This window comes from Pseudodesulfovibrio karagichevae (genome assembly GCF_041414475.1).
In the GTDB taxonomy this organism is placed as follows: domain Bacteria; phylum Desulfobacterota; class Desulfovibrionia; order Desulfovibrionales; family Desulfovibrionaceae; genus Pseudodesulfovibrio; species Pseudodesulfovibrio karagichevae.
Genome location: NZ_JBGLYH010000002.1, coordinates 144,687 through 163,136 on the forward strand (window position 1 = coordinate 144,687; position 18,450 = coordinate 163,136).

Sequence of the window (18,450 nt, forward strand, 5' to 3'; positions counted from 1 at the left end):
GGCCCTCTCCCCGGATGGTTGTCTACGCGGCGGGCTGCACGCGGGTCAGGTTGGTGATGGTGCCGACGCACTTCTTGGAGCGCACCTTGAGCATCTTGGACATGGTAAGCCGGTACTTCTCGGCGTCGCCGGTCTTGGCCAGCTTCTCGCGCTTGAGCGGGCGGAAGGTGGCGCAGGCCAGGCGGCCCTTCTCGTAGATCACCAGCTTGTCGTAGTAGACGTCCGGGTCGGGAGTGGTGTCCACGCTCGGGGCGATGAACCGCTCAGGCAGAACGGCCACGATGCCGAAGTCGGTTTCCAGGATGCGCACGGTCATCTTCAGGGACTTCTCGGAGGCGTTGGAGTTGATGACCAGGCGGCCGCCCTGAGTGAAGGCGGAAATCTTCCTCTTCTGGGAAGGCGGGGCCAGGACGCAATCCGGGTCGGCGCCCTGCTCCCACATCGACTGGAGAACGTCGTTCAGGATGTCCTCGATGATGTGGTTGGTCGCGGCCGGGGTGGCGTCGAAGTCGTAGGTGTTGCCGGTACCGGGGAAGTTGAGCACGCCGTCCATCTTGGCGGCCAGGGTGGTGGTCCCGGCCTGCTTGGTCTGGTTGATCAGGTTCCACTCCAGGTCGCGGGCCAGCTCCTTGGTCTTGAGGCCGGACTGGTACTTGATCTCGGACTTGCGGCCGTGCTTGTCGGTCTTCTCCAGGTCCTCGGAGATCATGAACGCCTTTTCCAGACGCTGGACGCGGTTGTCCAGCAGGGCGGGCGGGGTGATCGCCGTGGCGGTGGAGTCCGCACCTTCGACGTGGGCGTTGTCACCGGCATCGCCGAGGGTGTCTTCCAGCCATTCGGGATGCAGGGTCTTGACCTTGGCGCCCTGGCCGATGGAGGTCAGGAACGGGGTATCGGTCGGGGCCACGTTGGTGATCAGGGAGTCCACCTCTTCCGGGATGGACTTGTCGTAGTTGGTGGTTACGGTCTTGGTGACGATATCAGCCATGGTGAATACTCCTTAATCGGGATCGCCGAACAGCTCGCCGATGTCGGTCAGTGAGCCCTTGTAGGCTTTGACCCGCTTGCGGGCTTCCCTGCGCCGGGCGGTGGACTCGTTGGCCTGCGCGCTGCCACCGGCCCCTTCCAGGACGGGTGCGCGCTCGGTCACGGTGCGGCCCTTGGGCATGGCCCCGGCAACTTCACTCGCGGTCACGGCACCGGGCACGTCCGGCTTCTGCGCGGCCTTGACCACGCCCTCGCGGAGCGCGTTGTACCGGCGCATGTAGAAGTCCGGGTCGGCGTCCAGACGGGCGTAGAGGCGTCTCGCCTCGTCCTCGCCGAACCGCTCGGCCACGTCCTTGACTTCCTGCGCGATGGCCTGGTGCACGGTCGGATAGTGCTCGTCCCGCTGGACAAACGCTTTTGCCGTATCCCTGCGTTGCTGCTGCTGAGAGGCAGTAAACTGCTTCTGCATCTGCTCCATGCGCGGTGCCAGTTCCTGCAAGGCCGCCTGCTTCGCCTTCCACTCGATGAATTCGAGCGGGTCTTCGGGCGGCCGTTCGGTTCCCTGTTGCTGCTGGTTGCCGAACCCCAGGACGTGCGCGCGGAACGCGGGGTCGCGCTCCATCATCTGCATGATCTGCGCACCGCCTGCGGCCTTTTCCGTGGCGCGGGAAAGTTCCTGGGACTTGCGCGAAATGAACGCTTCCCGGTTCTTTTCCCAGGCAAGGGCCGCGCTCTGCGCCTCCGGGGGAAGCTCGGCGAACTGTTTTTTCGCCTCTTCGTCCCAATACGCGGGCAACTGCCGTTCCTGCCGCTCGCCTTCCGGCTGCTGCTGTTCGGGTTGAGCCCGCTCGGCCTGGGGTGCGGCTGCCTGCTCGGCCTGGCCGACGCCTTCATCGCCGTCTTCGTCTTCATCCCCGAACGCTTCACCGATCTGCATAGGGTCGCCGTCAAAAGGCTCGTCCAGTTCGGACTCCTCGCGCTCGTCGCGCTCCGCGGCTTCGTCAGCCTCGACCGCGTCAACGGTCCACTGATCTCCCATGGTCGTTCTCCTTGGTTATTCGTTGCGGCCGTCTAGGAGACGCGCCGTACCTTCTTCACTTCGCCGGAAAGTTCCGCCTGGGCCTTGGCCCCCTGCGAGATGTCGCCGTCGATCTTGCTCTCGATGGCCTCCAGGACCATGAGCTGTGACCGGCAGGCGCTAAATTTGTCCCGCTCCATCGGGGACAGGTGCAGGATGTTCCGCTCCAGGGCCTCCCGGTAGTCCTTGATGACCTTGTTGAAGTACCGGTTGCCCTTGAGCTTGCGGGCCTGCTCCCCTTGCTGGAATTGCGCCTCCAGGGATTCCCTGCGCGCCTGGTCCTGGTCCTGGTCCTTGCCCATTCATGCCTCCGGTGATTTGCTGCAGCTGCCCCTGCAGCTGCTGGATGGTCTGCTGCATTCTCTGCAACGTGTTGAACTCCTCGTCCGAGAACTGGAGGTCGTCCACGGACACGCCCATCAGCTTGCCGATCTTGCGCTCGGTGCGGATGAGATGTTCGGGACCGGCCACCCCGGCGGGGATCAGCGCCTTGGCCAACTTCTGAAAATGCTGTTCCAGGACCTGAGCCTGCTGCATGCGGTCCTGCGGGCCCACGCCGACCTCGATCTCGATGTCGTGGCGGCCCTGCAGGTCCTCCGGGGTGATCTGGACGGCGTCCTTGCCGATGAGCGTGAACGCCTCCTTTGGCGGCCACGTCTGGTTGATCCACATCATGTCCTTGAGGACCTTCTTGAGCGGACCGCCCAGAAGCTTGGCGTAAAACTTCTGCCGCTGCTGCCCGGCGTTCTGCAGGGCCATGGTCCCGGTCGCGGTCTTGCCCATGGAGTCGGCGGTCAACCCCTGATTCAGCGAGTTGACGCCGCTGGTGCGCTCGTAGTCCGTGCGCTTCATCTCGATGGCGTCCAGGATGGTCTTCCCGGGCGCGTCCGGCTTGACGTTGTCGTAAGACCCGGCCTGCAACGAAGGGTGCAGCAGTGTGTCGCCGATGGTCCGCTTGGCCCACTGGTTGGCGAACGTCGCATCGCTGGTGACCATGGTCCCGTAGGCCGCTTCGGCGCTGGCGTCGGTGAAGATGCGCTGCAGGTTGGTCATCTCGCGCTGGTCGCCTTCCAGGTGCAGGGGCAGGGGCGCGCCCTCGAAACGGAATGGGACGTTGAACAATTTACCGGCCCGGAACGGCGGGCGGCGGTACGGGCTCTCCTCGACGCTCAGAATGACCGTCCCGGTCTTGCGGATGATCACGTTCTCGAGCAGCCCGTCGCCGTCGATGTCGAGCCTTGTGTGTATCTCGTCCACGAATACGGTCATGCCCGGGCCAAGCCGTTCACTGCCCGTGTCGAAGGCGTTGCCTTCTATTCCGGCAACGTCCAAGTCGTCGGTCGTGTAGATGGCCTCCCACTCCTCGCGGAGTTCGGGCACGTCCAGGTCGTCGTGCTTTTCCTCTGCCGCCGCCGCGGCGGAACCCTTGCGATAGACCCCGGACCGCTCCTTGCGGGTGATCTCGTCGATGGTCTTGCGCGTCCGGTGGATGACCACGCGGGCGTCGTCGATGGACTTGGCGCCTGGGGAGATAAGGAACTCCCACGGCGGCAGGGCTTCCACCTTCGGCCCCCTGAAAATTTCCTCGCGCTTGACCATCTTGACGTTCTGGTAGGTGACGATCACGGTGCCGTCTTCCTGCATTGTCTCGACCTGGTCGAACTTGGCCGCCTGGTAGCCGTCCTGCTGGAGCATGGCGAACTGCACCTGGTTGAGCTCGTCGAATTCTTCCGACATCGTGTCGTACTGCTCGTCAAACCAGACCTTGATGACCCCGTTGTGGTAGCGCAGGGCCACTTCCATGTAGGTCAAAAGCTGGGTGGCGCCGTCCTGCTGGCTGAAAAGCTGGTTGCGCAGTAGCTTCTTGTTCTTCTCCGCGCGGTCGTTGTTCTCCATCAGGACCGTGAAAAAGTCGGGGTGCGTGAAGATGGCGTCCAGACCGGGCAACAGCCAGTTGATGGTGTCGAAGACCACGGCCGCGACATGCTGCGAAAAGCCGTCCTGCTCGTTGCCGAGCTTCTCCCGGTTGTACAGGTCGGAGCACCGCTTGCGCTCCTCGGAGAGTTGCCGTGCCCAGTCCTCGGCCTGGTCGATGTCGGGCTGGATGAGTTCCAGGATTTCTTCGTCGCTGATCTTGATCTTCATGCCAGTCTCCGGACTTTGGTGATGCCCATGTTGTGGATGCCGATACCGGCTCGGTCGTGGCGGTCCATGACCGGCTGCGCGAAGGTCAGGGCCAGGGCATCGCCCTCGTCCGGTGACCGCTGGCCGCGTTTCGCCATCTGCTCCTTGCTCTCGAGCAAAATTCTTTGCTGGTTATCGTAGGTGTAGCCGGGCGCGCACAGGTCGGATTGCAGGCTGTCGCTGTCCTCGATGCAGACCGGTTCGGCGTCGTTCTCGGTCCAGTCGCGCATTTCTCCCCACATCTCGGCGCGCTTGTTCACGTATCGATCGGGCCGGAACACTTCCTTGGAACCGAAGTTGACCGGGACGATCCACCTGCCGAACGGCATGTCCTTGACCTGGTCGTAAATGGGGCCGCCCAACCCGCCGATGTCGATGAACATCCAGTCCACCGGGTTCTCGGTCTCTTCGGTGAACAGCCTGACGATCTCGCCGATGATGGCCTTGGTGTCCGGCGTCTGGAAAACTCGCCCGGCCCAGGCCACGCGGCCCTGCCGGTTGTAGAAAGACGTGCGGTCGCCGCCTCTGGCCGGGTCCACGCCCACAATGCGCGCCCCGGACTGTTCCACATCCCGGCGCTTGCGGGCCGCGATGGCGGATTCCGGCTTGATGAACGAATCGTGGCCGGTGACCTGGAACGCTTCGGCCGCGCAACACGGGTACTCCTGCTTAAAAAGCACCTCGTCGCCCGCGAAATCGGACGCGATCTTGCTGCGTCTCCAGGCCAGGTGCCGCCAGGTCATACCCTCGCGCTCGTACAAGGCGAAAAGTTCTGATTCCTCGGCGGTGGGCTCCCATCCGTCCGGAAGGTCCACGGTGTACTCGTCCTGCCAGAACCAAGGCACGAAGATGGCGATGTACTCGCCTATTCCGGCCTCGGCCGCCTGCCACATGGGGTGGAACATCGGGTCAAACCCGTTGGCGGTGGATTCCAGGATGATCTCCTCGGCCTCGTTGGCCGCCTGGAACACGCCGGTCTGAATCTTCTGCGGGTTTTTCCAGAAGGCGACCTCGGAGCCGTGGAAAAAGTCTATGGTGTCCGAGCGGCCCACCTCGCCGTCGCCGCCCGCCGTGCCCAGCGAATAGGAGGAGTCCAGTTTGTCGAAGACCAGTTCCTTGCGGTTGGAGTAGGACGTGGACGGCGTGACCAGGGGGTTGTTGTTCTTGTGGAACCGCTTGACCATCTTGAACAGGTTGTTCGTGGCGTCATCCCGGTGGGTAAGGATGAAAGTGTTCACGCCTTTGCGGTGGGTGGTCTTGTGGTAGAACCGGCCGCCGACATAGGTCGAGCACCCCTGTTGCCGCCCTTTGAGGATGAGCGCGCGCACCTTGCCCTGCAGCTTCCACTGCTCATCCAGGCGGGCGTTGATAAATTCCTGTGCGAGGTTGAGCTTGAACGGGATGATCTTCTGCGGCTTGCCCTCGCTGACAACGGCCTTCTTGGCGCGAATCTTGAGACACTTCGCGGCGAAATGCCGGAAGTCGTCCCGCAGGCGCATGCGTATGGCCAGTTCGCGGTCAGTCATCCAGCGCCTCCAGGGCCTGTTCGTGGGTCAACGTGATCCCGCCGCTGTGCTCATGGTTGATCTTGTCGCCGTACACCTTGGGCCGCTGCTTCCCGGCCGCCCACTTGCGGGCGTCGATCTGGACGCGGGCCTTCTGCGGGTCCTTGGTGCTGTCGGCGATCTTGACCACCTCGTCGGCGAACGAATCCGCCTGGCACTCCCTCGCCCGGCGGTACATGTCCGGGAAGCCGTCCTCGGTGGCCGCCTCGGTGGCACCACACGCCCACTCGAACACGGTCCCCTTGTGGGGCATGTTCTTGCGGCGACAAATCTGGCGCAGCGACTTGCCTTCGGCTATCTCCCGGCAAATCGTCGTGGCGAGTTCGTGCGTGTAGGTGATTCCACCGGCCATGGCTCACTTCCTCGCCTTGATGATCGTCTTCACGTCTTCCTTGAGTTCCTGGATGTCTTCCCTGACCCCGCGGACCTCGGTCCTGACCTGGACCATCTCGGTCTTGAGCGCGCTGTTGTCCTTGACCTGGCACTCCAGAAACTCGACCCGGGTACTCAGGCTCACCCCGAATGCGATGACGATGGCGAACGACCCGAGAATGGACACGATGTTGGCCAGGTTGATTTTCTTGTCGAAGACGATCCCTTGTTCCGCCATGACTACCTCCAGCTCCGCTTCTTCGGGTTGGTCATCACTCACCCACCAACTCGAAATGAACGAGATCCTGAAAATCCTGATCCGTGACAGGTTCTCCGTCCTGGTCCCAATTGCCGCCCCAACGGAGCTTGATGCCGAGCGAGGCGGCGATACCGAGGATGAGCCCGGCCATATGGCAGCAATGGCGTTGATCGTAGGAGAGCTTACCGCCGACGAAGGGAGCCACGTCCACGGCCTTGGATGGGTATGAGTTGTGCTTGCCGTCCGGGAACTTGATCCGGCTCTTTCCCTCGCTGAAATATCTGTCTTGAGTTGCCTGGTCGCGGTGTCCCTCAGTCACGGTCATGTCCATGATGCCCTGCGCTATGGAGGCCTTCATGACGACCTGTAGACGCGGATCACAGGTGTTGAGCCGCGCGAGTGATGCCGATCCGAATTGATATTTGCCCACTACGGCCTCCACTTCGGTCTGACCTTGGCGATACGCTCAATCGTGACCTTCCCGGCCAAGCCGAGCATGGCCACGACCAGTTCAAGAAGGCCGTCGGCACTGGCCGGGAACGGGGGCATGGAGAACACGCCATTAGCCCACCCGGCCGACAACGCGGCTTTAGCCCAAATGATTGCGGCGATGAGATATTGTGGGACGAAATAGAAAAAGAGAGAGATGGCGCATACCCACCCGAGAGCATTATGCCACGACCATTTCCCGGCCGTTGCCGCCTCCACCTTGTTGATGTCGCGTTGGTCCTGGTGTGGCTTGTCGTCTATCTGGGCCATGAGGCGCTTGGCCTCTTCGCGCTCTTCGTCGGAGGTGAATAGGTTGTCCAGAACGCCACCGACCGAATCGACCACCTTTGCGGCCCCGCCGCCAAAGAGTGTTGACCAGATGCCCATCCTCTACGCTCCCCCGTACAAGGCCCAGGCCGTGGCCCTCTCCCACACCAACGAAATGCGCCGGGCAACTCGCTTGGAGCACCCGACGCATCGCAGACGGCAGTAAACATGCCCGGAGTTGAACCGGTGCTGCATGCCTGAGCGGATGGTGGAGAAGATCGCCATTGCCTGTCCCTTTGCCTTCGTGGTGGTCCGGTCGAGCCTCCTGGTGTCGTACTGCCGAGCCTGAGCAAGTGCAGCCGGTCAGGGCCAAAACACGGACCCCTTTTTAATGGCTGCAATTCTACCATTGGTTTTCGGGGGTTGTTCGAGAATGCACGGTAGATGCACGGTAGATGCACGGTAGATGTCCCCTTGACAGGGTGTTTTTCGGGCACAAAAAAAGCCCCCTTTCGGGGGCTCTCGCTACGGCTTCGAGTTCGCCAGGTTCCCGGGGCACCGCGTGGGCTCCGACTCTGGTTGCGCGTACAGCCAATCGGACAACTGCCACGCCTCGGCATATGCGCCTTTGTCCGTCATTCGGATGGGCGCGCCGCGTTCCTTCCACGACTTGGCCTTGCGCACGTCGACGTCGTAGTATTTGGCGATGCCCGCCCAGGTCCAGAGGGGAACGGGGATGCGTCCGCTCATGCCGCCCGCTCCTTGAAGTCCACAAGCACGATCCCAGGCGCGGCCTCACCGTCGCCCGTCACCTTGTACCGGCCCGTTTCCTTCACCCCCAGGTCGCGCAGAAACCCGGTCGCGGATATGACCCGAGTGTTGCCGTCCTGGACACGCAGCTTGACGCTGTGCGCGTCCGTGGGCTCGTCTAGCGGCACCAGGGCCGGCACCTTGGCCTTGGCGTCCGAGTAAACGTCCACGTACTTGGCCTTGGTCAGCCCGAACTGGAGGACTGTCACGGCGTTGAGCGCCAAATCCACGCCCTTGGCGTTCTTGCGCACGGCCGCGAAAGGCTGGTTGGTGGAGGTCGTTCGGTGCGGGACATGTCGAGTCAGGGTCAGGCCGCCGATCTGCAAGGACCGCCCCGTCCAGTCCGGTCCTGCTCCGAGGTCCAGCCCCATAAAGACAGGCTTGTCCCGGCCGCTGACTTCGACATGTTGGCAAGGCCCGGTGCACACGCAGTTGTCGCACGCCTTGGGCTCTTCCGGCTGTTCCTGCGGGATGCCATGCCGGGCCTCGTCGATCTCACGGTCGCTCGGTCCTCTGATCACTCGCAGCGCGCGGATATGGTCCGCGGCATATGCCGGGGGCTCGATTTCCCACCAGGCCTCGGTTCCACCGTCGCTCACGATCAGCCGCCCGTCCCGGGAGTACCGATAGCACCCGCTGCACAAGCCACGGGCGACAATCTTCTTGTCATCCCGCCCGCACCCGATACAGGCAACCTTCTCCGGTTCGACCGGTTCATGGTAGTCCTCGGCCTTTGGCTCGTCGGCCAGGGCGTGCTCGGGCACCGGGATCAGCCACACCCATTCGTCGCCTTCTCGGACCAGTCCACCAGCCGTCTTGTGCTGGGAGCACTTGCCGCAGAGCCCACCGCTCAGGGCATACGGCCCGCGGCCACAACATTCGCAGTTCCCACGTTTCGCCACGGCCTTAACCTCCTTCGGCAGCCGCTCGGCCACCGTCTTGATGAGCGCGCCGTACTCGGTGCACCGCTCGCACTGGTTGATCTTGTGGGGCTGGTTCCCGGTGGTGCTCCAACCGCCCACCCTGGCCCGGTTGGCCTCACACTGCTCGGGCGTGATCCTGGCCCGGATATGCGGGCATTCGAACGTGTGGCGCTCCTGCCACTCCTGGATTTCAGCGTCGGTCACTTGTACTCCTCCTGCAGGGCGCGAACGCCCGTTGCGATGAGGTCGAGCAGTTCGTCATTGACCCGGGCCACGCCCTCGTCGTCGTTTGCGGCAGCAGCGACCTCGCCGTGCTCTTCGGCGATGATAGCCAGGGCCTCGAATATCCCTCCGCCGTGCGGGGTGAACTCGGGATGTTCTCGCCGGGCACGCTCAAGCCTGGCCTGTATCCGCTGCATGGTGATCTCTTGCACTGGTTCTCCTTGGTCGGGGCGGAGGGATTCGAACCCCCGGCATCCTGCTCCCAAAGCAGGCGCGCTACCTGACTGCGCCACGCCCCGGTTAGTTGCCTTCCTACCCCGCCATCCGCAACACTTCGAGCTCCCGAACCTCGACCAGAACATGCCCGCCCTTGGCCACGGCCCCGCGCACCACCCGCAGGTCGTCAATCTGGGAGTCGTCGCCCCAAAGCCCGGCATGCGTGAGCGCGTCGAGCAGCCCCTTGTTGAAATTGTCCAGGTCCCGCTTGCGCCGATCCGGCGGGCTCAGTGTGACCTTCACGGACAGCCGCCCGCCCAGGAGCGTGTTGGTCAGGTGGGCGACACAACATTCGCCCACAACCTGGTCACGGTACGCCCGGCCCTTCTCGCTGATGAGCGTGCGGACGCCCTTGCCCATGCGAATGGACCGGTAATACTGGTTCGTGCTCGGCGGGAACGGCAGCTTGATCGTGATTGACGAATTTCCGTTTTGAGACATTTTCTAGACTCCCGGGCTACGGTGATGCGGTTTTTTGATCGAAAATCATTTCTAGGGGGACTGAGGCCGCGAATCCGGCCCAATGCGTCTACTTGCCAAACCCCTTTCTGCGCCAGTAGTCGCGAACCTGCCCAATCCAGGGGCACTCGCCCATGTACCGGATCTTGCCGGGGGTAGCCCCACGCTTGCGATCCCAGCACACCCGACCGAAACACAGGTCCTCACCGGGCGCCAGGCACGGCAGCTTGGCGCGATGCTCTTTCGTGTCGCAGGGCTTGGCCGCCATCTAGTCGCGCTCCATAGGCTCATACTCGTAGTCGATGCACACCTGGCCGTTATCCAGGTACGGGCCTTTGATCTTGCGGTAGTCCATCGGGGCGTGCAGTTGCGCGTTGTGCGCCTTGATCTCGAGCGCGGCCGCCTTGATGAGTCGGGCCAGCTTCCGTGGCTTGCCGCAACGGGCGGTGAAAATGCCGTATTCTGCCTGCATCACGCCTCCTCCGCCTGGCGGTAGAGTTCTCCGGCCTTAAGGCAGTACTGCAAACTCCTAGATACAAACATGGTTCGCTTGGGACCGCCCTGCATTTGAATCCCCTCGTTCATCAACGCCCAGGCCGCCCGCTGGTACCGGTACGCCTTTTCGAGCAGTAGGACGCGCCGTGCCTGCATTTTCATCAGCGGCAGACCTTCCCTCACGGTCAGACCGCCGGGATCTATTTCACTGGCAATCAACTCCAGTGCCTGTTCTCGTATTTTGCTCACGTTCTCGTCTCCTTTTTCGCGTATTGGTCGGGTTTTCAGCATTGCTCAACAGGCTAGGCGGCCGACAACTTCTTCTTGTCGTTCAAGCTATCGACGATGCCAGCCACGGCCTTCTGCCCTTCGTGGTTGCCTTCCAGGGCCAAATATTTCTGGTCGCCGATGAGTTCTACGCGGCTGCTCGTTCCGATGCCTCGCATCTCCTTCGTGCTCTCGACTCCGGCCGCCTTGAACTGCGTGTAGCGCTCGACGAAATCGCGGATGAACCACTTCACGTCCTCGTCCCTGGTCCGGCACACGTTCAGCCACCCGCCGAATCCCTGACGGACTACGGCGTTGGTCACCGGGTTCAGGAAGCGGACGTTGGCGTAAACGCCATACCGCCGGATCGCGAGAAGCACGGCATCTGCCTCGAGGGCCGCTTCCACCTTGGCGTCTTCCTGGCTGCCCTCGATGAATTCCAGCAGCTCCACGGGCTTCGGGAAAAAGCGGAGTTTGGTGGCCGCCTGTCGAAAAGCCTTGAGCACGGATCCGATGTCGTGCTCGGCCATGGTCGAGTGGTAGAGCCTGGTCAGCGCCTTGGAGGCGTCCCGGTTGTGCAGCTCGGCCAGGGCCCTGAACGCAGTGAGGAAGCGGGCCCGCTCCTGTTCGTTGTCCCAATCCATGCCGGTCACTCCTCCATGAGTTCTTTGAAAACGCGGTCGTTGTGTTCGCGCACGGCCTGCCCACGCAGGGAGTAGCCGCCTGTCCTCGGTTGATTGGGCTCGGGGCGCTTGAACGGCTTGTTCCTCCAGGCCCTGGTCCTGATGAATTTGGTGAAGCTGGGGGCGAACCCGTCTTTCCACTGGTCGTCGGTTTGCGAGAGTTCGATTATCCGGTCACGGATGATGGGGATGTCCTCGACAAGCATGCCGCGGTCTTCCATGTCGCACCATGCGCACCATGCCTCGTCTTCGTTCACCGGTCCGCAGGTGTAGACGCCCAGACACGCCTTGAAGACGCGATGGGAAGGCCTACCCTTGCTCGGGTAAGGGGTCTTCTTGGGGCCCTGTTTTTTCTGTGGCTCCGATTCGCTTGCTCGGGGTCCGTCGTCAGTCTGGGGATCAACGCGCGTGCGCGCGCTATCTCTCTCTCTCTTCTTCTCTTCCTCTTCCTCTTCCTCTTGCTTGTAAGCCGCTTGCAAGTTGCGAGTATGGTTGTCCTTAAATTCCTGCATCTTAGGCAAACAAACTTTGATACCTTTTTCTGAAAAGGTCGCAGAAAGCAGCCGAGCTTTTTCCAAAAAGGTCAGCACCTTTTTGAATTTTTTAGGGTAAATGCCGGTGAGTTTGCGCCACCCACCGGCGGATGTTTCAAGCTCAGGGACGCCGTTCGCTTTGTACTGATCGGCCACCACTTCGCAGATGATCCACCACATGCCGTACCCCTCAATGCCGAACTCCTCGACAAGGGCAATCAGCTTAGGGTCGCGGTGCGCGTCTGACATGTGCTTGAACCACTTCATGCTACGCCACCTCCTCCAACGGCAGCGGGGCCTGCCCGGCCCGAAGCGCCTGGTTCTGATTCCTGAGTATCTGCATCTGCGTGGTCATGAGGGTTATCCTCGCGTTGGCTTTTTCGAGTTCTTCCCGGGTCTGGTCCAAATCGCGCCTGGTGCGCAGGGACTCGTTCAGGAGCGTTTCGTACCGCTCCTTCCACCGCGTGCGGGGCGGTATCTCGAGTCCGTGCGCGTCCCTGGCCATGGATTTTCCCGTCAACCGGCCTTGCGGAGCATGCCTCTGCGGTACAGGACGAAATTTACCTCAAGTTCGTTGATGGCCTGGTGCATCTTGCGGTTGACGCTCTCCAGGCTCTCGTTTTCCATCATCGACTTGTGGTAAGACGCCAGTGCGGGAAGATCGTCCAGGAGCTCTTCGCACAGGTTTTCCTTATCCGGCTGGACATTGTGCATGGGGACGATCCGAAACCCGACCTCATAGGCCAGTTGCCTGAGCGGGGAAACGTCGTTGCACTGGCGCATGATCTCGGCCTGGAGGTCCACGCCAAACTTGCAACCGTCGTCGTCCGGGTTCAGCTCGCGCAAAAGCGTGGTGTAGGACTTGCGGAGATTCAGAGCGACGGTCTTGGCCGGGACTCCGGAATTGACGAGCATGTCGCGGTATATTTCGGTGAGAGTGGGTGTAGACATCGCTAAATATTACCTCCGCGATAATAGTTGAAACTCGTGTGTGGGTTGTCTTTTCTGGTTGCATGGACGCAAAACTGAACATCCACTTCAAGCGGCAGAAGGACGGCTCGGTCCTGGCCACGGCGGTCATGACGGAGACGGGCGCGGGGAAGCCCGGTTTTTATCGGGTGAAGCTGTCCCCGGACGTGGACCCACTGGCGGCCTACAACGAGGTGGCGGCCAGGGCGATCAGCTACATTCTGGGCAAGAGGGCCGATCCCGAGGGCGCGCCGGGCGGAGAAGGCGGAAAAAAGGGAACGCTGATCCGGTTCCAGGGAGCGTTGCCGACATGATGTCATGCGGCCTTCTTCGGCTCCTCGCCGAGTAATTGCAGTGCCTTGTCCAGGCGCCAGGGGGGGAGCGTGCCCTTTCTCCTGGCCTGAGCGTAGGTAGTAACATGGCGATAACCGAGCGCACGGGCCGCAGCGCTGTGCGATCCAAACGCCTCCCTCAGACGTTGAAAAATCTGTTCGTGTTCTTTCATATGACCAATTTATGCGAAAATCGCAAAGCGGTCAATTGCGAATTTAGATAAGGCCAATACGGAGGCTGCCGTGGTATCAAAAAGGATGTCAAAATATGAGGATATAGGGGATACCCTGGAACGCATGCTGGTGGAAGAAATCGCAGACAGGGCCGATAAGGCGGGCCATTCACAGGCCGCGTTCGCAAGGATCGCGTTCGGTGAAAATGGCACCAGCGTAGGTAGATGGGCAAAAATTCGGGGCGCTACGGGCGGCAACAAGCCGCAGTCGCTTCGTGTCTTTGAAGCGTTTGCGGCCGCCGCCGCCCTAAGCATCTCCCTTAATGAGCTGGTTTATAAGGTCGAGCGTGAATATCATCTAAGGACTCAGCGAGACTAGCCGCAGTCCTGGCAAGCGCTTTGAGCAGAAAAGCGCATCCAGCATCAATACCTTCGTTCCCGGAAATAAAATCTAGCGCCGAGGCCATGTCGCACAAGGTGATAACCGCACCTAGCTGGTCTGGCCCACTCTTGAACTCCTCTTCCATAACAACTCTCCTTTTCCAGTAACAATTTTCCGCCAGGTTCCCCTGTGCAACCTTTGTTCCGCATTTGACTATGCGATTTTAGCACACTTTGTTGTTGACTCAATTGCGAAATTCGCATAGCTTTGATTCAACACGACGCCACAGAGCGACCCGGAACAGCCTGCGCCAAGGGCCAGCGAGTACGGGGAGCGAGGGGCGGAGTGGACGCCAGGAGTACCGAGCACGGAAAGCGCAAGCGATCGACGGCAGGGAAAGGCGGAATGGGAACAGGGTTTAACGACAGGGAAACAAGAGAGGACAACCATGGCTATCAGCAATCTCGCAGTCATCAACGGCACATGCCCCACAGGGTCGGCGTCCAACGTGCCCGGCTATTTCGACGACGAAGAGGCCAGCTTCATCAGGTGGCGCAACGAGCAGGAGAGAAAAAACCTCCAGCGCATAGGTGAACTGATCGAGGAAGCGGGCATGGGATACCTCTACGAAGACGAGCACACCCAGCGCCTCAAGCTCGACGAAGTGCGCGCGGCGGCGGCCGAGATCGTCAGGCGTTGCGACGACTGGTACGAGCTGGACCGGCTCTAATAATTTCAGAGCGAAGCCATACCAACCACCCATCCCACCGTCGACTTGTCAGGCCACCGTGTGGTCGGCGGGCGAACCTTGAAACGGGGCCAGGTCCAGAGTTTGACCTCACATGCCAGGTGACCGGCGACCTGGGGGCCGAAACGCCGGGAAATTTCAACCACGGAGGACACGACCATGACAACGACTTTCTTGCAGACCATCGACAAGCGGCCCAGGACCAGCGACGGGACCACGGTTTGCGAACGTTGCGGCGAGATTATCCCCGCGGGCGACCGCTACCAGCAGGAAACCGTGGTCACGTCCGGCGGAAACGTCGAAATCGACGTGTGCATGCACTGCCTGACCGCCAAGGACGGTAATGACTGGCTGGCGGCGTTCACCGTGGTGGCTGTCGTAGCTATTCTGATCTCGGCTGCCGCTGCCGGATTTGGTGGATAGAGCCGTGACCATGACCCGCGAACAATGGCTGGCCGAGCGCAAGCTGGGCATAGGCGGAAGCGATGCGGCCGCCGTCCTGGGCCTGAGCCCCTGGCGGACCAACGTGGAACTCTGGGAAGAGAAGACCGGCCGCCGCGAAGGCCAGGACATGTCCGACAACGCCTACGTGCAGTATGGTGTGGCGGCTGAACCCCTGATCCGGGCCATGTTCGCGCTCGATTACCCCGAGTACGAAGTCAGGCACGATGCGAACCTCTCCAAGACACACGGCCTGTACCCGCAACTCCGCGCGTCCCTGGACGGCGAATTGATCGAACGCGCCACGGGCCGCCCCGGGGTCCTCGAAATCAAGGCCGCATTCATCAACAGCCGGGCGGACAGGGACAAGTGGAAGAACGTCGTCCCCCAGCACTACTACGTCCAGGTGCTCCACAACATGTACGTGACCGAAGCCGACTTCGGCGTCCTGAAAGCCCGACTCGTCAGCAATTGGGACGGCCTGTTCGTCTCTGAAAAAACCTACGTCTTCGAACGCGCCGACCATGAGGCCAGCATCACCTATTTGGTTGAGAGAGAGCTCGCCTTCTGGCGCGACGTCGAAGCCGACAAGCGGCCGGACTTGATCCTGCCGGAAATTTAAGGAGGACACCTCATGACCATGGAATTGAAGATTATCAGTCCGGCAGAGGACGGATTTGTGAAGTCCATCGACTTCAACTTCGACGAGCTCAAGGGCGAACTGACAAGCCGGCTTGAGAAGTACCAGGGCCTCGCCTACACCGACGACACGATCCAGGACGCCAAGAAGGACCGAGCCACCCTGAACAAGTTCAAGAAGGCCCTGAACGACAAGAAGCTGGAAATCAAGCGCCGGTGTCTTGAACCTTACACCAACTTCGAAGACAGGATCAAAGAGCTCATCGCCCTGGTGGACCAGCCGGTCCTGGCCATCGACTCCCAGGTAAAGGGCTACGAGGAGCGCAAGCGCACCGAGAAGCAACAGACCATTCAGGCCGTGTGGGACGTCCAGGAGTCCGACGTGAAGTCAATGGTAACGCTGGCGAACGTCTTCGACCAGCGGTGGCTGAACGTCACCTACTCCATGGCCCAGATCGAACAGGAAATCACCGACTTCCTCAAGAAGGTCGAGGAAGAACTGAACCTCATCTACGACCTGAAGACCGAGCACGAAGACCAGGTGGTCCGCACTTACCTGAAGGGCTTCAACCTCTCCCAGGCCCTGGCCGAAGACAAGGCCCTCAAGGATGCGGCGGCCAAGCAGGAGGCGTACCGCAAGCAGCGCGAAGAAGCCAAGGCCGCGGCCGAAGCAGAGGAAAAGGCGCGGCATGAAGCCGCCGCCCAGGCCGCGCCCGAACCGCCCGCCCAGCCGGAACAGCCCCGGCAGTCCGCGCCCGCCGCTGCGCCCCAGGCCAAGCCCGAACCCGTCACTATCTGCATCGACTTCCGCGTGTGGGCCACCAACGACCAGTTGACCGGACTGCGCGACTACATGAACGCCAACGGCATCAAGTACGGCCGCGTCGAAGACCGTCAGGCCGCGTAAAGGAGAACCGACCATGAATCAGCAACGCCAAAGCATCTCCGGGGCACAGTCCTACGCGCACGGAGGAGAAGTGGCCACTCAAACAAACGTCAGCATCGGCATGATGGACTCGCAGTCGTACGCCCTGACCAGAAGCATCGCGAAGGATCTCGCCGCGTCCGACCTGGTACCGCAGCGCTTCAAAGGCAACGCTCCCAACTGCATGATCGCCCTGAACATGTCAGCCCGTATCGGCGCAGACCCCATGATGGTCATGCAGAATCTCTACGTCGTACACGGAACCCCGGGGTGGTCCAGCCAGTTTCTCATCGCCACCTTCAACCACAATCCGAAATTTTCGGCTCTGCGCTACGAGTTCAAGGGGAGTGAGGGCGCGGATGGTTGGGCCTGCAGGGCATGGGCCATCGAGAAGGAAACCAACGAAAAGCTCTACGGCGCGTGGGTGTCCATCGGCTTGGCCAAGAAAGAAGGATGGTACGGGAAAAACGGATCCAAGTGGCAGACCATGCCCCAGCAGATGCTCATGTATCGGTCCGCGTCCTGGTTCATCCGGGCATACGCTCCGGAAATTGCCATGGGACTGCAAACCGCCGAAGAGGTGTCCGACACCATTGACCTCGAACGCCAGCCCAGCGGGACCTACTCCCAGAAGCAGACGCTTGTTGATGAAAGAAACACCCAACAGCCCATAGACAATACCACGCAGCCCGAAGACCCCGAGGCCGCATTCTTCGGCGGCTCAGCGTCCCAGGACGAGCCCCCCGCCGAACAGCAGGAACAGCCTGCCGAAGAACAGGGCGCGGGTATCGACCCCACCGACGAGATCGCCGTGGCCGAGTTCGTCCTCTCCGGTGAAGACCTGGGAGCCTACAAGGACGCCAACGCCGCCGAGAAAAAGAAGAAGTGCCTGGGCTACATCCAGTCCTTCGGCGCTCAGGTTGCGGACGCCGAACGGCTCGTCGGCAAGGGCTACGCGCAGTGGACCACCAAGGACCGCGCCGCCCTGCTCGGGGCCTACAGCCAGTTGGCCAACGGCGCCGACCCGGCCGAGGTCTTCCCGACCGCATAACATCGCCCTGTAACCGCGGGCCGGGGGCCATTCCCACGGCAGTCCTCACCCCGGCCCGCAAAAAGGAGACAAAACAATGACCACCGACGCGACCAACCCCATGATCAAGGAACGCCATATCAAGATGCGGCTCAAGCACCAGCTGACAACCGAAGAAAAACGCGAACTGGCGGAATCCATGGCCGACAACCAGGCAAAACTCGAAGAACTCGAGGACGAAAAGAAGGCCGTGGCCTCCGACTACAAATCCCGTATCGAAACCGTGCAGGGCGAGATCCGGCGTGAATCGAACACCTACCGCCAGGGATGGGACCTTCGCGACATCCAGTGCTGTGAAGTCCAGAACTTCTCCAAAGGGACCGTGACCGTCAACCGCCTGGACACCGTCGAGAGCCAGGATCAGGCCGACCTGCGCATCCCCATCCTGCTCGACACCCCGGCAGCCGTCCGATTCGTGAGCGTGGAGCCGATGCTTGGTCCGGTGGATATGTGGCACATTACCGTACCCTATGGTCACGGTGAAGAGGCAATATGGAACGTCCTCGAAAAGGAGTGGGACGACGATTATCTGACTCGTGGCCCGGCCCTGGATTGGGTCATCTGCGGCGGCGAGACGGGCCCCGGTGCCCGGCCCATGTGGTTGGAGTGGGTTCTCGATCTGCTGGTGCAGTGCAAGAAGGCTGGAGTCCCTTTTTTCTTCAAGAGGTGGGGCAGCTACAAAGGCCCCGACGACTGGAAGATTCCCGGAGGCGAAAAGATCGGCGGCGAGATCGTGCGCGAATTTCCGACAACTCATGGAGGGTAGTCAGATGAAGATAGGTTGCATGCCTTTCGCCGCTCCTCTTGTCCGGGCGATTTTGGAAGGCACAAAGACGCAGACCCGCCGCGTAGTCAAACTGGATATAGCCAGAGACAACCGTT

26 protein-coding genes and 1 tRNA gene are annotated in these 18,450 nt (G+C 61.4%); 8 read left to right on the top strand and 19 right to left on the bottom strand.

Annotation, left to right across the window (positions count from 1 at the left end):
• Positions 1-22 precede the first annotated feature (22 nt).
• The 19 genes from AB6M95_RS01480 to AB6M95_RS01570 all read right to left on the bottom strand — a co-directional run bounded on the left by AB6M95_RS01480 (position 23) and on the right by AB6M95_RS01570 (position 12,820).
• A complete protein-coding gene (locus AB6M95_RS01480; protein WP_371384957.1) occupies positions 23-988 on the bottom strand; it encodes an SU10 major capsid protein in 966 nt (321 codons plus the stop codon).
• Positions 989-1,000: 12 nt separating this feature from the next.
• Positions 1,001-2,026 carry a hypothetical protein gene (locus tag AB6M95_RS01485; RefSeq protein WP_371384958.1) on the bottom strand — a complete coding sequence of 342 codons (1,026 nt, stop codon included), beginning with the start codon at positions 2,024-2,026 and terminating at the stop codon, positions 1,001-1,003.
• Positions 2,027-2,185: 159 nt separating this feature from the next.
• A complete protein-coding gene (locus AB6M95_RS01490) occupies positions 2,186-4,210 on the bottom strand; it encodes a portal protein (RefSeq protein WP_371384959.1) in 2,025 nt (674 codons plus the stop codon).
• Entirely contained in the window at positions 4,207-5,775 is a 1,569-nt protein-coding gene (locus AB6M95_RS01495) for a terminase large subunit (protein ID WP_371384960.1), read from the bottom strand. Before AB6M95_RS01495 ends, AB6M95_RS01490 begins: the two co-directional genes overlap by 4 nt.
• The gene (locus AB6M95_RS01500; RefSeq protein WP_371384961.1) at positions 5,768-6,166 is read right to left on the bottom strand and encodes a terminase small subunit-like protein; all 399 of its coding nucleotides are present in this window, start codon (positions 6,164-6,166) and stop codon (positions 5,768-5,770) included. The genes AB6M95_RS01495 and AB6M95_RS01500 overlap by 8 nt, the downstream gene beginning before the upstream one ends.
• 3 nt (positions 6,167-6,169) lie before the next feature.
• Complete coding sequence (locus AB6M95_RS01505) at positions 6,170-6,424, bottom strand: hypothetical protein (RefSeq protein WP_371384962.1); 255 nt, start codon at positions 6,422-6,424, stop codon at positions 6,170-6,172.
• Positions 6,425-6,458: 34 nt separating this feature from the next.
• Entirely contained in the window at positions 6,459-6,875 is a 417-nt protein-coding gene (locus AB6M95_RS01510) for a M15 family metallopeptidase domain-containing protein (RefSeq protein WP_371384963.1), read from the bottom strand.
• On the bottom strand, positions 6,875-7,321 hold the full coding sequence (locus AB6M95_RS01515) for a hypothetical protein (RefSeq protein ID WP_371384964.1): 447 nt from the start codon (positions 7,319-7,321) through the stop codon (positions 6,875-6,877). Before AB6M95_RS01515 ends, AB6M95_RS01510 begins: the two co-directional genes overlap by 1 nt.
• 405 nt (positions 7,322-7,726) lie before the next feature.
• Positions 7,727-7,951, bottom strand: coding sequence for a hypothetical protein (locus tag AB6M95_RS01520; protein ID WP_371384965.1), 225 nt, complete (start codon positions 7,949-7,951; stop codon positions 7,727-7,729).
• Positions 7,948-9,138, bottom strand: a complete 1,191-nt coding sequence (locus tag AB6M95_RS01525) for a hypothetical protein (protein ID WP_371384966.1) — start codon at positions 9,136-9,138, stop codon at positions 7,948-7,950. The genes AB6M95_RS01520 and AB6M95_RS01525 overlap by 4 nt, the downstream gene beginning before the upstream one ends.
• On the bottom strand, positions 9,135-9,368 hold the full coding sequence (locus tag AB6M95_RS01530; RefSeq protein WP_371384967.1) for a hypothetical protein: 234 nt from the start codon (positions 9,366-9,368) through the stop codon (positions 9,135-9,137). Before AB6M95_RS01530 ends, AB6M95_RS01525 begins: the two co-directional genes overlap by 4 nt.
• A 10-nt stretch (positions 9,369-9,378) precedes the next feature.
• Positions 9,379-9,455: transfer RNA gene (locus AB6M95_RS01535), tRNA-Pro, on the bottom strand.
• Between the two features lie 13 nt (positions 9,456-9,468).
• The gene (locus tag AB6M95_RS01540) at positions 9,469-9,873 is read right to left on the bottom strand and encodes a RusA family crossover junction endodeoxyribonuclease (protein WP_371384968.1); all 405 of its coding nucleotides are present in this window, start codon (positions 9,871-9,873) and stop codon (positions 9,469-9,471) included.
• Between the two features lie 286 nt (positions 9,874-10,159).
• Positions 10,160-10,363, bottom strand: coding sequence for a hypothetical protein (locus tag AB6M95_RS01545; RefSeq protein WP_371384969.1), 204 nt, complete (start codon positions 10,361-10,363; stop codon positions 10,160-10,162).
• Positions 10,363-10,635, bottom strand: a complete 273-nt coding sequence (locus AB6M95_RS01550; RefSeq protein ID WP_371384970.1) for a hypothetical protein — start codon at positions 10,633-10,635, stop codon at positions 10,363-10,365. The genes AB6M95_RS01545 and AB6M95_RS01550 overlap by 1 nt, the downstream gene beginning before the upstream one ends.
• 53 nt (positions 10,636-10,688) lie before the next feature.
• Complete coding sequence (locus tag AB6M95_RS01555; RefSeq protein ID WP_371384971.1) at positions 10,689-11,297, bottom strand: DUF6475 domain-containing protein; 609 nt, start codon at positions 11,295-11,297, stop codon at positions 10,689-10,691.
• 5 nt (positions 11,298-11,302) lie between these two features.
• Positions 11,303-12,136, bottom strand: a complete 834-nt coding sequence (locus AB6M95_RS01560; RefSeq protein ID WP_371384972.1) for a hypothetical protein — start codon at positions 12,134-12,136, stop codon at positions 11,303-11,305.
• A gap of 1 nt (position 12,137) precedes the next feature.
• Positions 12,138-12,374, bottom strand: coding sequence for a hypothetical protein (locus AB6M95_RS01565; RefSeq protein WP_371384973.1), 237 nt, complete (start codon positions 12,372-12,374; stop codon positions 12,138-12,140).
• Between the two features lie 11 nt (positions 12,375-12,385).
• On the bottom strand, positions 12,386-12,820 hold the full coding sequence (locus AB6M95_RS01570) for a phage regulatory CII family protein (RefSeq protein ID WP_371384974.1): 435 nt from the start codon (positions 12,818-12,820) through the stop codon (positions 12,386-12,388).
• A gap of 62 nt (positions 12,821-12,882) precedes the next feature.
• Between AB6M95_RS01570 and AB6M95_RS01575 the strand changes: the two genes are divergently transcribed.
• From AB6M95_RS01575 to AB6M95_RS01610, 8 genes are all read left to right on the top strand, one after another.
• Positions 12,883-13,152 carry a hypothetical protein gene (locus AB6M95_RS01575; protein ID WP_371384975.1) on the top strand — a complete coding sequence of 90 codons (270 nt, stop codon included), beginning with the start codon at positions 12,883-12,885 and terminating at the stop codon, positions 13,150-13,152.
• Between the two features lie 315 nt (positions 13,153-13,467).
• Positions 13,468-13,722 carry a hypothetical protein gene (locus AB6M95_RS01580; RefSeq protein WP_371384976.1) on the top strand — a complete coding sequence of 85 codons (255 nt, stop codon included), beginning with the start codon at positions 13,468-13,470 and terminating at the stop codon, positions 13,720-13,722.
• A 451-nt stretch (positions 13,723-14,173) separates the two neighbouring features.
• The gene (locus AB6M95_RS01585; protein WP_371384977.1) at positions 14,174-14,455 is read left to right on the top strand and encodes a hypothetical protein; all 282 of its coding nucleotides are present in this window, start codon (positions 14,174-14,176) and stop codon (positions 14,453-14,455) included.
• A 177-nt stretch (positions 14,456-14,632) separates the two neighbouring features.
• Positions 14,633-14,896 (top strand): hypothetical protein, encoded by a 264-nt coding sequence (locus tag AB6M95_RS01590; protein ID WP_371384978.1) that lies wholly within the window; start codon positions 14,633-14,635, stop codon positions 14,894-14,896.
• A gap of 10 nt (positions 14,897-14,906) precedes the next feature.
• Positions 14,907-15,536 (top strand): lambda-exonuclease family protein, encoded by a 630-nt coding sequence (locus tag AB6M95_RS01595; protein ID WP_371384983.1) that lies wholly within the window; start codon positions 14,907-14,909, stop codon positions 15,534-15,536.
• A 12-nt stretch (positions 15,537-15,548) separates the two neighbouring features.
• Positions 15,549-16,460 carry a DUF1351 domain-containing protein gene (locus AB6M95_RS01600; protein WP_371384979.1) on the top strand — a complete coding sequence of 304 codons (912 nt, stop codon included), beginning with the start codon at positions 15,549-15,551 and terminating at the stop codon, positions 16,458-16,460.
• A gap of 70 nt (positions 16,461-16,530) precedes the next feature.
• Entirely contained in the window at positions 16,531-17,529 is a 999-nt protein-coding gene (locus AB6M95_RS01605) for a hypothetical protein (RefSeq protein WP_371384980.1), read from the top strand.
• 76 nt (positions 17,530-17,605) lie between these two features.
• The gene (locus AB6M95_RS01610) at positions 17,606-18,334 is read left to right on the top strand and encodes a DUF5131 family protein (RefSeq protein ID WP_371384981.1); all 729 of its coding nucleotides are present in this window, start codon (positions 17,606-17,608) and stop codon (positions 18,332-18,334) included.
• Positions 18,335-18,450 lie beyond the last annotated feature (116 nt).

What these genes read in the sequence shown, in the direction of transcription:
- AB6M95_RS01480 (WP_371384957.1), bottom strand. Translation starts at nt 988, where the DNA reads ATGGCTGATATCGTCACCAAGACCGTAACCACCAACTACGACAAGTCC.
- AB6M95_RS01485 (WP_371384958.1), bottom strand. Translation starts at nt 2,026, where the DNA reads ATGGGAGATCAGTGGACCGTTGACGCGGTCGAGGCTGACGAAGCCGCG.
- AB6M95_RS01490 (WP_371384959.1), bottom strand. Translation starts at nt 4,210, where the DNA reads ATGAAGATCAAGATCAGCGACGAAGAAATCCTGGAACTCATCCAGCCC.
- AB6M95_RS01495 (WP_371384960.1), bottom strand. Translation starts at nt 5,775, where the DNA reads ATGACTGACCGCGAACTGGCCATACGCATGCGCCTGCGGGACGACTTC.
- AB6M95_RS01500 (WP_371384961.1), bottom strand. Translation starts at nt 6,166, where the DNA reads ATGGCCGGTGGAATCACCTACACGCACGAACTCGCCACGACGATTTGC.
- AB6M95_RS01505 (WP_371384962.1), bottom strand. Translation starts at nt 6,424, where the DNA reads ATGGCGGAACAAGGGATCGTCTTCGACAAGAAAATCAACCTGGCCAAC.
- AB6M95_RS01515 (WP_371384964.1), bottom strand. Translation starts at nt 7,321, where the DNA reads ATGGGCATCTGGTCAACACTCTTTGGCGGCGGGGCCGCAAAGGTGGTC.
- AB6M95_RS01520 (WP_371384965.1), bottom strand. Translation starts at nt 7,951, where the DNA reads ATGAGCGGACGCATCCCCGTTCCCCTCTGGACCTGGGCGGGCATCGCC.
- AB6M95_RS01540 (WP_371384968.1), bottom strand. Translation starts at nt 9,873, where the DNA reads ATGTCTCAAAACGGAAATTCGTCAATCACGATCAAGCTGCCGTTCCCG.
- AB6M95_RS01545 (WP_371384969.1), bottom strand. Translation starts at nt 10,363, where the DNA reads ATGCAGGCAGAATACGGCATTTTCACCGCCCGTTGCGGCAAGCCACGG.
- AB6M95_RS01555 (WP_371384971.1), bottom strand. Translation starts at nt 11,297, where the DNA reads ATGGATTGGGACAACGAACAGGAGCGGGCCCGCTTCCTCACTGCGTTC.
- AB6M95_RS01560 (WP_371384972.1), bottom strand. Translation starts at nt 12,136, where the DNA reads ATGAAGTGGTTCAAGCACATGTCAGACGCGCACCGCGACCCTAAGCTG.
- AB6M95_RS01565 (WP_371384973.1), bottom strand. Translation starts at nt 12,374, where the DNA reads ATGGCCAGGGACGCGCACGGACTCGAGATACCGCCCCGCACGCGGTGG.
- AB6M95_RS01570 (WP_371384974.1), bottom strand. Translation starts at nt 12,820, where the DNA reads ATGTCTACACCCACTCTCACCGAAATATACCGCGACATGCTCGTCAAT.
- AB6M95_RS01575 (WP_371384975.1), top strand. Translation starts at nt 12,883, where the DNA reads ATGGACGCAAAACTGAACATCCACTTCAAGCGGCAGAAGGACGGCTCG.
- AB6M95_RS01580 (WP_371384976.1), top strand. Translation starts at nt 13,468, where the DNA reads ATGCTGGTGGAAGAAATCGCAGACAGGGCCGATAAGGCGGGCCATTCA.
- AB6M95_RS01585 (WP_371384977.1), top strand. Translation starts at nt 14,174, where the DNA reads ATGGCTATCAGCAATCTCGCAGTCATCAACGGCACATGCCCCACAGGG.
- AB6M95_RS01590 (WP_371384978.1), top strand. Translation starts at nt 14,633, where the DNA reads ATGACAACGACTTTCTTGCAGACCATCGACAAGCGGCCCAGGACCAGC.
- AB6M95_RS01595 (WP_371384983.1), top strand. Translation starts at nt 14,907, where the DNA reads ATGACCCGCGAACAATGGCTGGCCGAGCGCAAGCTGGGCATAGGCGGA.
- AB6M95_RS01600 (WP_371384979.1), top strand. Translation starts at nt 15,549, where the DNA reads ATGACCATGGAATTGAAGATTATCAGTCCGGCAGAGGACGGATTTGTG.
- AB6M95_RS01610 (WP_371384981.1), top strand. Translation starts at nt 17,606, where the DNA reads ATGACCACCGACGCGACCAACCCCATGATCAAGGAACGCCATATCAAG.